Source organism: Brytella acorum, assembly GCF_029309905.1.
In the GTDB taxonomy this organism is placed as follows: Bacteria; Pseudomonadota; Alphaproteobacteria; order Acetobacterales; family Acetobacteraceae; genus Brytella; species Brytella acorum.
Genome location: NZ_JARBJP010000006.1, coordinates 1 through 13,886, shown reverse-complemented (window position 1 = coordinate 13,886; position 13,886 = coordinate 1). Strand labels below are relative to the sequence as shown.

Here is a 13,886-nt window from a genome sequence, read left to right as displayed (position 1 = left end):
CGCGCACGGGAACGGATACGAAAAAGGCAGATCGGGCATCGCAAAAGCAATCAAAAGCGATCAAAATTGCAAAGCCTACGACAGAAAACATTCGGGTCGTCGGTGGAATCGGAAGTTCGAACGGCGTGACGAACACCACGCCCGGCGGCGGTCTTCTTCCCCCTGAAACCGCGGCCAGAGCCCAGCAATCCGTCACGCGCGATTTCATCGCCAAGCAGGCGCCGACGAGCAATCCCCTATCCCTGATCCAGTATACGCCGGGTCTGACGCTCTCGAACGCCGACGCTTTCGGCCAGTCGGACCAGAGCAGCTTCACCATGCGCGGCCTTGGCCAGACATCCGTGGGCTTCACGCTCGAGGATATCCCCGTCGCCGATCCGTCACACTACACGCCGTTCACATCCGAGGCGGCGGACACGGAAAACATCCAGAAGCTGACGGTCCAGCAGGGCGTGGCCGACATATCGCTGCCGCTTTACAATGCCATCGCCGGGTCCATCAAAGAATACCTGTCCGATCCCGCCGAACATTTCGGCGGGAAGATCGATCTGTCCTACGGCAATCACCAGCTCGCACGGGAATTCATACGTCTGGACTCCGGTGAAATCGGCCATAGCGGCATCAAGACCTTCGCGTCCTATTCCTACGGCACGAACGCCATGTGGATGGGACCGGGACGCAACCGCCGCTCTCATGTGGACGCCAAGGCCGTCAAGGAATGGGGCGACGGCAACAGCGCACGCGTCTTCATGTCCTACACGCAGCAGAGCACGCCATCCTTCCTGAGCCTAACGATGGCGCAGTGGAAAACGACGGGGCGCTCGGGCGCCTATTACGATCCGACTTATACGCCGGGCGACTACAACTACTGGAAGCTGAACATGAGCCAGCAGCATTCCGTCATTATCGGAGCGCCGCTGGTCTTCAATCTCGGTCATGGGCTGACGTTCAAGTCGGCGCCCTACTACATGCACATCCACGGCGCCGGCAATAATGGCATGACCCAGACCGAATACGGCTATAACGGCACGCGACCCACCGGAAATCTCAATATTCCAGGTGCGGTCGACGGCGTGGCGCCGGTGCTGGGAATCGACGTCTGGAACCAGCATACCGCGGGTTTCAACAACTCGCTGTCCTGGAAAGCCGGGCACAACGAACTCGAGGTCGGATACTGGTACAATTATTACGATCAGACAGAGAAATCGCCCATGGCTGCCATCGGCGAGGACGGCACGGCGACGAACTGGTGGGGCAAGTATCCGATCAAGGATCAATACGGCACACCGCTCATGCAGTTCAATATTCACCTGATACAGCAGGTGAACTCTCTGTTCGTATCCGACACTTACAAGCTGTTTCATGACAGGCTGACGCTTAATGCGGGCCTGAAATTCGTCATGATGTCCTACAAATCGACGAACCTGATCCCGGGCGACGATTACAATTACGGCCGAAACGATGCCCAGCCCCTGCCGCAGGTTTCAGCAAGCTATCAGTTGACGCCCAACGACCAGATCTATCTCGACGCGGCGACGGCCTTCAAGGAGCCGCAGGGCATTCTCGTTTACGGCAATTACTGGGACGCGGAGTCACCGACGCAGGATCTCTCCCATTCCACCAATCTGAAAGCGGAATATTCAATTTCGGAGGAACTTGGTTATCGTCATACGGGCCTGATCAATGTGACGGCTTCGCTGTTCAACTACAACATGACCAACCGTCAGAGTTCCGTATCGAGCTACATCAACGGCAGGCTTGTTTCACAATACATGAACGCGGGCGGACAGACCTCGCGCGGCGCGCAGTTCGCGCTCGGCCTTCGCCCCTGGCACGGCTTCAGCCCCTATGTATCGTTCCAGTACCTCCATGCGACCACGGACAACAATCTGCCCAAGGGACTGGAATACCTGCCGACGAAAGGCAAGATCGCCATCAACAGCCCGGAATATACGGTCAATGTCGGGCTGTCCTACGATGACGGACATTTCTTCGCCAACGGATATATGAGCTATGTCGGTTCACAATATGCGACCTACATGAATGACGAGAAAATGCCCGCCTACGCGATCGGCAACGTTACGCTCGGCTATCGTTTCAAGAAACTCTGGATCGCAAAATACCCGCAGGTGCAGGTCAACGCCCAGAATATCAGCGACAACAAGTATCTTGCTGCCGGAGGCGGTGGCCTCAATGCCCAAACGACGAGAGGTGTTTTCGGCTCCACGGTCAAGGGCAGCTCGCCCGTCTACACGATCGGCGGCGGCTTCGGACTTGTGGTATCCGTCTCCACGGGCTTCTGACGAACCGGGCGGGCGCCCTTACGGCGCCCCTCTCGACGCCGCGCTTTTCGCACGCATAGCGGCAAACTCCGAGCCGGGTTTCCACGTCGGCCAGTCATGGGAATTGGCGACCATCTGTCCCACTTTCCAGACAGCTGCGGCATCCTGCGCCGCGCCGCGCACATCCCAACTGGCGCTCCAGGCATCGCAGGGCTGATGATAGCAGACCATGTAATCCTTGAGCCACCTGGCCCCTGCCTGCGTACCGCCATTCAGCAGATCGAATGCACCCGCCATGTCCATGACCGCCAGAACGGGAACGCCGACGCGCGCAAACGGCAAGTGATCGGCACGATAGAACGCGCCGCGCTCGGGCATCGCCTCAGGCTGTGTCTGACGCCCCTGCTCCAGAGCGGCCTTTGCGAAATCGTCCTGCAACGTATCCTGTCCCGGACCGATGATGAAGGCATTCCTGGCCGGTCCGGCCATCTGCAAGACATCCATGGTCAGGTTGGCGGCCGTCTTCTCCAGCGGGGCCAGAGGATGCTGCGTGTACCACAGCGATCCGAGCAGACCGCGTTCCTCACCAGTCCAGGACGCGAACATGACTGTCCGTGCGGGTTTCGGCTCCGCCTTGAACGCGCGTGCGATTTCAAGGACCGCGGCGACGCCAGATCCATCGTCGATCGCGCCATGTCGGATCTCGACCTGCCCGTCCGGCCTTACGGTCTTGCCGAACGCATCCCAGTGCGCGCCGAACATGACCGTCTCGTCCGGGTATCGCGCGCCCGTGATCCTGCCGATCACGTTCTGGCTCGTGAGGTGCTGCCTCTCCACAGGAACGTCCACGGAAAAGCGGGTTTTTTTCAGAGAAACCGGCCGGAAGTCCGGCGATCGCGCCGCCACGCGCAGCTTCGCCAGATCCAGGCCAGCCTGCTGAAAGAGCCGAGTGGCGGCATCGCCTTCCAGCCATCCCTGCAAGGGAACGGGTTTGGGTGCGTCGGCGTCCTGCACGTTGTCATAGATCTCGCCATGCGGCGCGACGACCGTGCTCCAGGGATAGGAAGCGCCGGGCGTGTCATGAATGATGAGCGCACCGACAGCGCCGCGCCGCGCGGCTTCTTCGTATTTATATGTCCAGCGCCCGTAATATGTCATCGCCTTGCCGCCGAAACGTCCGCTGACCGGTTCACCGGGCTGCGCCTCGAAATCGGGATCGTTGACGAGCATGACGGCGATCTTGCCACGGAGATCGACGCCCTTGAAATCGTCCCATCCCCGCTCCGGCGCCGAAACCCCATAGCCCACGAAGACCATGGGGGCGTCCTTGATCTGGATGCGGTCCGTATCCTGGCGGGTCATGAGACAGATATCGCGGAGCTGCACGAAGCTCTGCGACCTGTTTCCGGTGCGCGCGCCGATCGTGCCGCTCAGCATAGGCTTGGTGCGGATCATGGGAACCTGCTGCGTCCAGCCGCCTTTTTCGCCGCCCGGTTCCAGCCCCAGCGCCTTGTATTGCGCGATCAGCCACGCAACCGTCTTCTCCTCCCCCGGCGTTCCCGGCGCGCGCCCCTCGAAACTGTCGTCGGAAAGCACCTTCATCGTATCCGACATGCGCGCGGGACTGATCGGCAGCGACGCGCCGGCCTGCATTTCGGCGGCACGCCCGCCCTGAGGCGGCATAAAGACGGCCAAGGTGGCAATCACGCACGCACAGGCCAGATATGTCCGCCGGGAAGTCGAATGCCGCATGACTGCAAAGAACCTTTCACATTGCTGGATACGTCTGATGTGGCATCACCGTCCGACACCTTTCGGCAGCGGGCAAGTCCCTTGTCGTTTCAGGAGCGAAAAAAAATCTTTCCCGGCCTGTGCGCCCGTCATGAGTTGCGGGCAGGCGTAAAATCATGCTCGATGATCGAGATCGCGTAAGGACTTCAGGATGCGTCAGAACGGTAGCCGTCGCCATTTCCTCAAACTCGGAGCGTCCGCGACGGCCGCAGGCCTGCTTCCCCTCAATCTGCGTCAGGCTCTCGCCATTCCCGCGCACAACCGGACCGGAACCATCCAGGATGTCGAACACGTCGTCATCCTCATGCAGGAAAACCGATCCTTCGATCATTACTTCGGAACGCTCAGAGGCGTCCGTGGCTATGATGACCCGCGCGCCGAACATCAGCCGGATGGCACATCGATTTTCGCGCAGCGGAACGAACAGGGGAAGGCAATCCTGCCCTTCCGCTTCGAGGTCGCTCACACGTCGAGCGCGTGCCTGAAAAGCCTCGACCATAGCTGGAAAGGCTCCCAGCGAGCGTGGGACGACTGGAACATCTGGGTTCCCCGCAAGACACCCATGACCATGGGATATTTCACGCGCGCGGAAATCCCCTATTACTACGCCCTGGCCGACGCTTTCACGATCTGCGACGCCTATCACGCCTCGATCTTCGGCCCGACCAACCCCAACCGGCTCTTCCTTTTCAGCGGCACGAGCGGCCTGGCTGTCGGCAACAGCGGCAAACAGGCCATTGAGAATGTGGACGACGGCAACTGGTCGGCCGACATCGCCCATGACCGGCCGGATTTCACGCCCTTCAACTGGACGACCTACCCGGAACGGCTGCAGAAAGCGGGCGTCTCGTGGAAGGTCTATCAGGAATACGATAATTTCGGCGACAATCCGCTAGCCTCGTTCGCGGCGTTCCGGGGTGTCGCGCAGAATTCCTGGCAGTATCGCAACGCTCGACACATCGTCGAAGGGTCCAACGCCAAAAACATGCAGACATCGGAAGGACGCTTTCTTGTCGAAGCGTTCGAACACGATGTCGCCACGGGTCGTTTGCCGCAGGTTTCATGGATCGTCCCGCCCTCCGCGCTTTCGGAACATCCCGATGCTCCGCCGGGCTATGGAGAGCATCTGATCTCGCAGCTGATGGACGTTTTCGTGCGCCACCCGGACGTGTGGTCGAAAACGGTCTTCATCCTGAATTATGACGAGAATGACGGTTTTTTCGATCATGTTCCGCCGCCTGTGCCAGCCCTCGACCCGACGGCAGGTGGCGGCACCGTCTCGACACGGGGAGAGGCCTACGGAGCGGAACCCGTCGGGCTGGGGCCGCGCGTGCCAGCACTCATGATCTCGCCGTGGTCCAAAGGCGGCTGGGTCAACTCGCAGGTTTTCGATCACACCTCCGTGCTCCGTTTCCTCGAAGCGCGTTTCGGCGTGGAAGCGCCCTATATCACGCCATGGCGCAAGGCCGTCTGTGGCGATCTGACCTCCGCCTTCGACTTCAAAAATCCGGATGCGCGGTGGACATCGGACCTGCCGGTCACCGCGCGCTACCGGAGCCAGACGGAACTCTCCTGCAAGCTGCCGCCCCCGGTCATCCCGGCCGAGCAGACGATGCCGATCCAGGAAGCGGGCCAGCGCCTCTCGCGCGCCCTGCCCTATGTCCTGCATGCCGACCTCGTGGAGCGACCGGATCGGGCCGTCCGGCTGGCCATATCCGGGCCGCAGGGCGCGACATTCCGGCTTCGGGACGACGGGGGGACACGTCATTACACGCTGGACGCCGGGCATGAACTGCTCATCCCCGTCGCTGGATCCGTCAGTATCACGGCGCCGAACGGCTTTTACCGTTTCTTCCATGAAAGCGCTGCCATTCCGATCCGTCTGACAGAGCACCGGGAGAAAGATATCGTCGGCTTGCTCATGAAGCCGCCGACAAAAGTCATCGTCAGGAACCACTATGCCGACCAGTCGACGCATTTCGCGAAATCGGAAGGCCCGCTGACGCATAGCGTGGCCGTTGCGTCAGCCGATCACTGGTATGACCTCAGCATAATGGACGAAGCGAGCGGTGAAGTCATCGTACGGCTCGCTGGCCATATGGAAACCGGGCGTCCCAGCCGCAGCGATCCGCGGATCGGGCTGAATGCCGGGGAGAACGCCTGAAGGTCAGATGACGTCAGGGCATGTATGTCGGTTGAGGGGGGCTCGGCGGACTGTTTTCTAGGACTCGTTCCCGGCGACATCTTTTTGTTCCATGGCCCGTATCTTGCGGTGCAACGTCGAGCGGCTGATGCCGAGAAGACGTGCCGCTGGGGCGATCTTGCCCTGGGACATCGCCAGAGCCCCTTCGATGACGGCCCGCTCCGCCTCCTGAAAATCGGGCACCCCGGCAGCGCGCGCGCCCAGATCGAAACATACACCGGCTTTTTCAGGATCATCGATCTTGAGAAGCTGCCGCGCGGCGTACGTGGCCCCAACCACGATCCGCGCCTCATCCAGCGCGACCATCGGCAGCGAAATGCCGTTTCCTTCGCCCAGCAGGATAACGGAACGGCTGGGATAGGCTTCAAGGAAGCTCCGTCGCTCCAGACGCCGCGCCGCATCGATCAGGACGGCTTCCATCATCGAACCGATGCGTCCGGTCGGGTCGGGTCGCATGGAACTGGCGTCCAGCGCCCCTGCGATGCGCCCGTCAGGGCCATAAAACGGTACGGCCGAACAGGTGAGGTAACGCAGGCCCGTACGCCAGTGCTGATCGCGGTGAACCGTCACCGCCGTACCTTCGACCAGGGCGGTTCCAATCCCGTTGGTCCCTGCATCGGCTTCCGCCCAGTTGGCGCCAGGCCAGAGATGCCAGCGGCGACACCCCTTCTCGAAGGGAGGCGCCCCCCGCCGCGCCACGACCACCCCCCAGCGGTCCGCGAGCAGAACATTGTAATCGAGCGTGGAAACGATGCCCTGAAGCCGATCCAGTTCCGGATCGGAGATCTTCATGGTGACGCCCATGCGCTCCCGAGCCTGTCGAAGTTCGGCGGAGCAAAGAATGTCCGAAGCGATCGGCTCACCCGCGACGATACCGTAGGTTTCAGCACAGCGCAGCCACGAGGGACGCAGCGCGGAGGGTAATGCGGCCAGAGCCCCATGAGACGTGGTGATCAGGTTCATGCCATCTCTCATTCGTACCAGCAGCCCCATACGATACATATGTCTCGTATGTGCGACACTTTTTTCCTTTTACTCTCACATGCGCGTGACGCAATGCGCCGTCTGGCTTTACCCCTGCCGTCTTCGCCCCCCTTACTCGCGCATACCGGACGCAGCGGTTCCACTCAAACAACATCGCTGTGACCGAGGCGGTCCTTGATCCGCCTTGTCTTTTCGCAACCCAGGGGGCGTCATCGCCCGGGAAGTAAACATGCAGATCGCACGCGACATTCTCCTGCGTTCCTATCGCTCGATGCGCACCATCCGCGATTTCGAGGAACGTCTTCACGTCGAGTTCGCAACCGGAGAGATTCCCGGCTTCGTTCATCTCTATTGTGGCGAGGAAGCCTCGGGCGTTGGCGTCTGCGCCCATCTGAGTGACGTCGACACCATCGCCAGCACGCATCGCGGCCATGGACACTGTATCGCCAAGGGCGTGGCGGTGGATGGCATGATGGCTGAAATTTACGGTCGTCGCACCGGCGTCTGCCGCGGCAAGGGCGGTTCGATGCATATCGCCGACCTCTCGCTCGGCATGCTCGGCGCCAATGGCATCGTCGGCGGCGGCCCGCCGCTGATCTGCGGTGCGGCGCTGTCTCACAAGCTGCTCAAGGACAATGGGGTCGCTGTCGCGTTCTATGGCGATGGCGCATCCAACGAAGGCACGACCCTCGAGAGCCTGAATCTCGCCATGGTGTGGAAGCTTCCGGCGGTTTTCGTTTGCGAGGATAACGGTTACGGCGAGGCTACAGCGTCTTCCTACGCCGTGGCCGGCACTCAGAAGGCGCGCGCCGCCGGTTTCGGCATGCCGTATTTTGAATGCGACGGAAACGACTTCTTCGCGGTTTATGAAGCTGCCGGTGAAGCGATCGCGCATGCGCGCGCCGGCAATGGGCCAGCGATGCTGCACGTTCATCTGTCGCGCTGGTATGGTCATTTCGAAGGCGACGCCATGTCCTATCGCGCCAATGGCGAAGTGGCGGAACTGCGCAACGATCATGACTGCCTGAAAAACTTCCGCAAGAGCGTGACGGAAATCAGCCTGCTGGACGAAAGCTCGCTTGACGGCATCGACGCCAGCGTACGCGACGAAATCGAAGCAGCGGTCGTCGCCGCCAAGGCCGCTCCCCTTCCGGAACCGGAAGACCTGCTGGCCGACGTCTACGTTTCTTACTGATCTCCACGCGGAAATCCCCGGAGTAAATCCATGTCCAAAAAGAGTTTCCGTCAGGCCATCAACGAGGCCCTGCGGCAGGAAATGCAGCGCGATCCGCGAGTCATCCTCATGGGTGAAGACGTCGCGGGCGGTCAGGGCGGATCTTCAGGCGTCAAGGATGCCTGGGGCGGCGTTCTGGGCGTCACCAAGGGCCTGTTCACCGAGTTCGGCCCCGATCGCGTGTTCGACACGCCCATCACCGAGGCTTCCTATATCGGAGCCGCCGCGGGCGCGGCCGCGACCGGACTGCGTCCCGTCGCCGAACTGATGTTCGTCGACTTCATCGGCTCGTGTCTGGATCAGGTCATGAACCAGGCCGCCAAGTTCCGCTACATGTTCGGCGGCAAGGCCACCACGCCGCTCGTGATCCGGGCGATGTACGGCGCGGGCTTCAACGCCGCGGCGCAGCACAGCCAGGCGCTCTACCCGCTGTTCACGCATATTCCGGGCCTGAAGGTCGTCATTCCCTCCAATCCGTATGAAGCCAAGGGTCTCCTGATCGAGGCCATACGTGACAACGATCCCGTCATCTTCCTTGAAAACAAGGTCATGTATGATGATGAGGACGAGGTTCCCGACGAGGCCTACACCATCCCCTTCGGCGAGGCGAACCTGACCCGCGAGGGCGATGACGTCACGATCGTCGCTTTCGGCCGGATGGTGAATTTCGCCAACGAGGCAGCCGATCGTCTGGAAAAAGACGGGATTTCCTGCACGGTGATCGACCCGCGCACCACCTCGCCGCTCGACACGGGAACGATCCTCGACTGCGTGGCCGAAACGGGTCGCCTCGTGGTCGTGGACGAATCCAGCCCGCGCTGCAATCTGGCATGTGATGTCGCGGCCCTCGTGGCCGAAGAGGCGTTTGACGCCCTGAAGGCGCCGATCCGCCGCGTGATGCCGCCGCATACGCCCGTGCCATTCGCCACGGTTCTCGAAAAACTCTACATGCCCGACAGCGCGCGCATCGAAGCCGCGGTGCGGTCCGTCATGGGCTACAAAGCAAAGCAGGACGCCTGACAATGGCCGGAACCATTACGCCTATCACCATGCCGAAATTCGGTCTCGCCATGACCGAGGGCAAGATCGCCAGTTGGAATGTCGAGCCCGGCTCTTCGGTCGATGTCGGTGAAGAACTCGCCGATATCGAGACGACGAAAATCACCAATGGCTATGAGAGCCCGGCTTCCGGCATTCTGCGCCGGCAGGTTGCTTCCGAAGGAGAGACGCTGGCTGTCGGCGCGCTGATCGGCGTTCTGGCCGACAAAGACGTCAGCGACGCGGATATCGACGCGTTCGTCGAGAAATTCCAGAATGAATTTTCCTCTCAGGCGGCGGAGACCGGCGCCAGCGAAAGCGCCGAACCGGTTGTCGTCGAGGTTGGCGACCTGAAACTGAAGGTGCAGGACAGCGGGCATGGCGACGACACACCCGTTCTCTTCATCCACGGCTTCGGCGGCGATCTGACCAACTGGATGTTCAATCAGGACCACTTCTCCGGTAGCCGCCGGACCGTCGCGTTCGATCTTCCCGGTCATGGCGGTTCCAGCAAAAACGTTGGTGACGGCAAACCCGCGACCTTCGCGGCCACGACGGCCGCGCTGCTGGACAAACTCGATATCGCGAAGGCCCATGTGGTCGCGCACTCGCTGGGCGGCGCTATCGCCCTCGAACTGGCGAAGTCGCATCCGGAGAAAGTCGCGTCCCTCTCTCTCGTCGCTCCGGCGGGCCTGGGCAAAGACATCAACATGGACTTCATCAACGGCTTCATCTCGGCGGATCGCCGCAAGACGCTGGAGCCGGTGCTGCACTATCTTGTCCATGACAAGTCTCTGATCACCCGCAACATGATCGAAGGCATCATCCGGTTCAAACGTCTGGATGGCGCGGTTGCCGGGCTGGAGACCGTTGCGAAAGCCTGTTTCCCCGACGGTCATCAGGCGGATGACCTGCACGGGGCGCTGGAGAACTTCACCGGGCCCAAACAGGTGATCTGGGGCGAGAACGACGAAGTTCTGTCCGCCGCATCGGCAAAAGGTCTGCCAGCATCGGTGAAGATCACCCTGTTGCCTGAGACGGGTCACATGCCGCAGATGGAGAAATCCGCCGACGTGAATGCGGCCGTCACGCAGTTGATCGCCTGAAGGCTCTTCTTATCCTGCTCGACTGGACCATCGAGCAGGAGTCCAATTCACATCGACCTTGAACGAAATTCCGCCCGATTTATTCTCGTTTTGCAACGTCCATGCTTTGATGGCCTGCGTCCGGCAGCGAGCCTGCGCGATGTCGAGGAGTTTTTGGACGATGACATTTCTGTTGACGCGACGCCTCCTGCTCTCGACCAGTCTTTCCACGCTTGCCATGAGCGGGCTGGCCACGAGCGGGCTGGCACGGGCGAACGCCGCGGATCGCCATTCCGAGCCTGTCCCTGACGGGTCTCCCCATTTGTTCACGCTCCATCCGGAAGGCTTCAGACTGGACGGACGGCCGTTCCAGATCCGCGCCGGGGAAATGCACCCGATTCGCATACCGCGCAGTGCGTGGCGTCAGCGTATCGAAATGGCGCGCGCCATGGGTCTGAACTGCATTTCCATCTATGTGATGTGGAACAGCCTCGAAAGCAGGCCGGGCGTGTTCGATCTGACGACGGATCGCCGGGATTTCGCCGCTTTCATACGGCTCTGCGCCGAATGCGGAATGTGGGTCTATTTTCGCCCCGGCCCCTATGTATGTGCCGAATGGGATCTGGGCGGACTGCCATCCTATCTGCTCGAAGGCGGACCCATTGCGCTTCGGACACGCGATCCCGCTTTTCTCGCGGCGTCCGAGCGCTATATCGCCACGATCGCTCCCATCCTCCGCCCCCTTCTGGCGAAAGCAGGCGGATCGGTGCTGATGACCCAGATCGAGAACGAATATGCTTCGTTCGGCAAGGACGACGCCTATATGCAATGGGTCCACGAGACCTGGCAGCGATACGGGATCGAAGGTCCATTCTCGATCGCAGACGGCCTCTCCCAGCTTCTGGAGACCCACACGACGCTTCCAGGCGTAGCGATCGGACTGGATGGCGAGAAAAGTATTTCAGGCGCCAAAGGACTGGCGTCTTCCGCACCAATCTGGATCAGCGAGGCCTATCCCGGCTGGCTCACGCACTGGCGGGATAAAACGTTCGCGCGCGCTGATTTCGGCAAGGACCTCCAGGCCATATTGGCGGCTGGGCTGTCGTTCAGCCTCTATGTCGTGCATGGCGGCACCAATTTCGGCTTTGGTGCCGGTGCCAATGCCCGAAAAGACGGATTGCAGTTCGAACCTGTCATCACGAGCTATGATTACGGAGCGCCGATCGATGAAACCGGCGCTCCGACATCCACCTATCGTCAATTTCGAACCATGATCGCCGAAGCGACCGGCTTGCCTGTTCCCGCCGTTCCTCCATCCCCTCCGATGGCCACATTCCCACCGGTCCTGTGTCAAAAGGCCGGATCTCTTTGGGATTTTTTCACCAATCCTCTCTTCATTGGCAATCCGGTCAGCATCGAGCGAGCCCTCCGGCAAGGTCAGGGGATGGCTCTATACAGGACGGTGGTACCCGCGGGCGCGTCAGGAAAGTTGAATCTCCCGCCGATTCACGATTATGCGCGCCTGTTTCTGGACGGCGAGGATATCGGGACTCTGTCGCGTATGTCTGCGAGCGAGACAGTGACAATCGCAGCAGCCCCGCAGGCCCGTCGCCTGGATGTGCTCGTGGATACGTTCGGCCATATTGGATACGGCGCCGCGCTGGGCGATCTGAAGGGACTGGAAGGTATCGCCACGCTTGGTGCACACATCCTGGATGACTGGTCCCTATTCGGCCTTCCGCTTGATTTCCGTGATGTCACGCAATTGATGGCTCTTCCTGAGTCGGCAGGCGGCTTTCTCTTTAAAGCGCGCTTCGACTTTCCGGCGGCCGCCAGTACGTATCTCGACATGAGCGCCTGGAGAAAGGGCTATGTCTGGATCAATGGTCACCTGTTAGGTCGCTTCTGGGATGCCGGTCCTCAGAAGCGACTTTATTGCCCGCAGGAATGGCTCAAAAAGCAGAGCAACGAGGTTTTCATTCTCGATTATCACCTCTCCGCTCCGGCGGAGATTTCGGGAAAACTTACTTTGGCACAATGAGCCGAATTTTATGAAAGGCTTAAAGTCCCGCAAATAGCGGAGTGGAGAGATATCGTTCCGCGAAAGACGGCGCGATGACCACAATGGTTTTGCCCTCGAATTCCGGACGTCCCGCAAGTTCCAGGGCACCATAAAGGGCTGCACCCGATGAAATTCCAACAGGAATGCCGTCAAGCCGCGCACATCGGCGCGCGGTGGCGATCGCGTCGCGCTCTGACACGTCCAATACGCCGTCCAATGCTTTCAAGTCGAGCGTGGACGGACAAAACCCGGGACCGATGCCCTGAATGCCATGTGGTCCGGGCTCGTCACCATTCAGAATGGCGCTTTCAGCAGGCTCGACGCCGAATATTTTCAACGAGGCTTTGCGCGGTTTCAGGGCATGCGCGATACCCGACGCTGTTCCACCTGTCCCGACCCCGGCGACGACAACATCGACCTCTCCAGTCGTATCCGCCCATATTTCTTCAGCCGTCGTAAGCGCATGAACCGCCGGATTCGCGGCGTTCTCGAATTGACTTGGCATCCAGGCATTCGGAATGGTGCGAACAAGTTGTTCGGCCCGGCGGATAGCCCCGGCCATTCCTAGATTTGCGGGGGTCAACTCAAGCTGAACGTCCATGATGCGCAACATGCGGCGACGCTCGACGGACGCGCTCTCCGGCATGGTAACGATCAGGCGATATCCCAGTGCGGCTGCGGCAAAAGCAAGAGAAATCCCTGTGTTTCCAGAGGTCGGCTCTATGAGAACCGTCTTTCCGGGCGCAATCTCTCCCTTTGCTTCCGCATCACTCAGCATCGCCACGCCGATGCGATCCTTGACGGACCCAAGCGGATTAAAAAACTCAAGCTTGAGCAACACCGTTGCCGCAAGTTTGTCGTGCTGGGTCAGTCTGGGAAGTGCAACGAGTGGAGTGCCGCCCACTGTTTCTGTAATCGAGCGATAAACCCGCCCACGCGGCGCGGCAAAATCTTTCGATAGCGGCGAAGCTTCAAGTATTTTTTTTGACACGAACGTCGTCCAGTCCCCGTGAAAATAATAACGGAAACATAGAAGCTTTTCCGCATTCACGGAAGAACGACCAGACGGTCTATCATAGCTGAAAAAATGGATGTTTTGGTCGCAAGCAAGCGACATTGGTTTTCAGGGTGGATCAGGGGACCTGGCGGCGACCTACTTTTCCGTGCCTTGAGACACAGTATCATGGGCGCTGGGGGTTTTGACGTC

General features: G+C 60.3%; 9 protein-coding genes. 6 read left to right on the top strand and 3 right to left on the bottom strand.

Annotated elements, in window-relative coordinates; translation table 11 throughout:
* The first annotated feature begins 125 nt into the window (after positions 1-125).
* Positions 126-2,303, top strand: a complete 2,178-nt coding sequence (locus PWM43_RS10550) for a TonB-dependent receptor (RefSeq protein WP_289842474.1) — start codon at positions 126-128, stop codon at positions 2,301-2,303.
* 18 nt (positions 2,304-2,321) lie between these two features.
* Here PWM43_RS10550 and PWM43_RS10545 read toward each other — a convergent pair whose 3' ends face one another.
* Positions 2,322-4,034: a M28 family metallopeptidase gene (locus PWM43_RS10545; protein ID WP_394356066.1), complete on the bottom strand. Its 1,713-nt coding sequence runs from the start codon at positions 4,032-4,034 to the stop codon at positions 2,322-2,324.
* Between the two features lie 190 nt (positions 4,035-4,224).
* Here PWM43_RS10545 and PWM43_RS10540 point away from each other — a divergent pair, with 190 nt between their 5' ends.
* Complete coding sequence (locus PWM43_RS10540) at positions 4,225-6,237, top strand: phosphocholine-specific phospholipase C (RefSeq protein ID WP_289842473.1); 2,013 nt, start codon at positions 4,225-4,227, stop codon at positions 6,235-6,237.
* 57 nt (positions 6,238-6,294) lie between these two features.
* Here the strand turns inward: PWM43_RS10540 and PWM43_RS10535 are convergent, their stop codons facing one another.
* Positions 6,295-7,239: a helix-turn-helix domain-containing protein gene (locus tag PWM43_RS10535; RefSeq protein ID WP_289842472.1), complete on the bottom strand. Its 945-nt coding sequence runs from the start codon at positions 7,237-7,239 to the stop codon at positions 6,295-6,297.
* A 250-nt stretch (positions 7,240-7,489) separates the two neighbouring features.
* Here PWM43_RS10535 and PWM43_RS10530 point away from each other — a divergent pair, with 250 nt between their 5' ends.
* The 4 genes from PWM43_RS10530 to PWM43_RS10515 all read left to right on the top strand — a co-directional run bounded on the left by PWM43_RS10530 (position 7,490) and on the right by PWM43_RS10515 (position 12,658).
* A complete protein-coding gene (locus PWM43_RS10530; RefSeq protein ID WP_289842471.1) occupies positions 7,490-8,455 on the top strand; it encodes a thiamine pyrophosphate-dependent dehydrogenase E1 component subunit alpha in 966 nt (321 codons plus the stop codon).
* Between the two features lie 30 nt (positions 8,456-8,485).
* Complete coding sequence (locus tag PWM43_RS10525) at positions 8,486-9,514, top strand: alpha-ketoacid dehydrogenase subunit beta (RefSeq protein WP_289842470.1); 1,029 nt, start codon at positions 8,486-8,488, stop codon at positions 9,512-9,514.
* A gap of 2 nt (positions 9,515-9,516) precedes the next feature.
* Positions 9,517-10,638, top strand: coding sequence for an acetoin dehydrogenase dihydrolipoyllysine-residue acetyltransferase subunit (locus PWM43_RS10520; protein ID WP_289842469.1), 1,122 nt, complete (start codon positions 9,517-9,519; stop codon positions 10,636-10,638).
* A 160-nt stretch (positions 10,639-10,798) separates the two neighbouring features.
* Positions 10,799-12,658, top strand: a complete 1,860-nt coding sequence (locus tag PWM43_RS10515; protein WP_289842468.1) for a beta-galactosidase — start codon at positions 10,799-10,801, stop codon at positions 12,656-12,658.
* Between the two features lie 19 nt (positions 12,659-12,677).
* Here the strand turns inward: PWM43_RS10515 and cysK are convergent, their stop codons facing one another.
* A complete protein-coding gene (gene cysK / locus PWM43_RS10510) occupies positions 12,678-13,670 on the bottom strand; it encodes a cysteine synthase A (RefSeq protein WP_289842467.1) in 993 nt (330 codons plus the stop codon).
* Between the last annotated feature and the right edge of the window lie 216 nt (positions 13,671-13,886).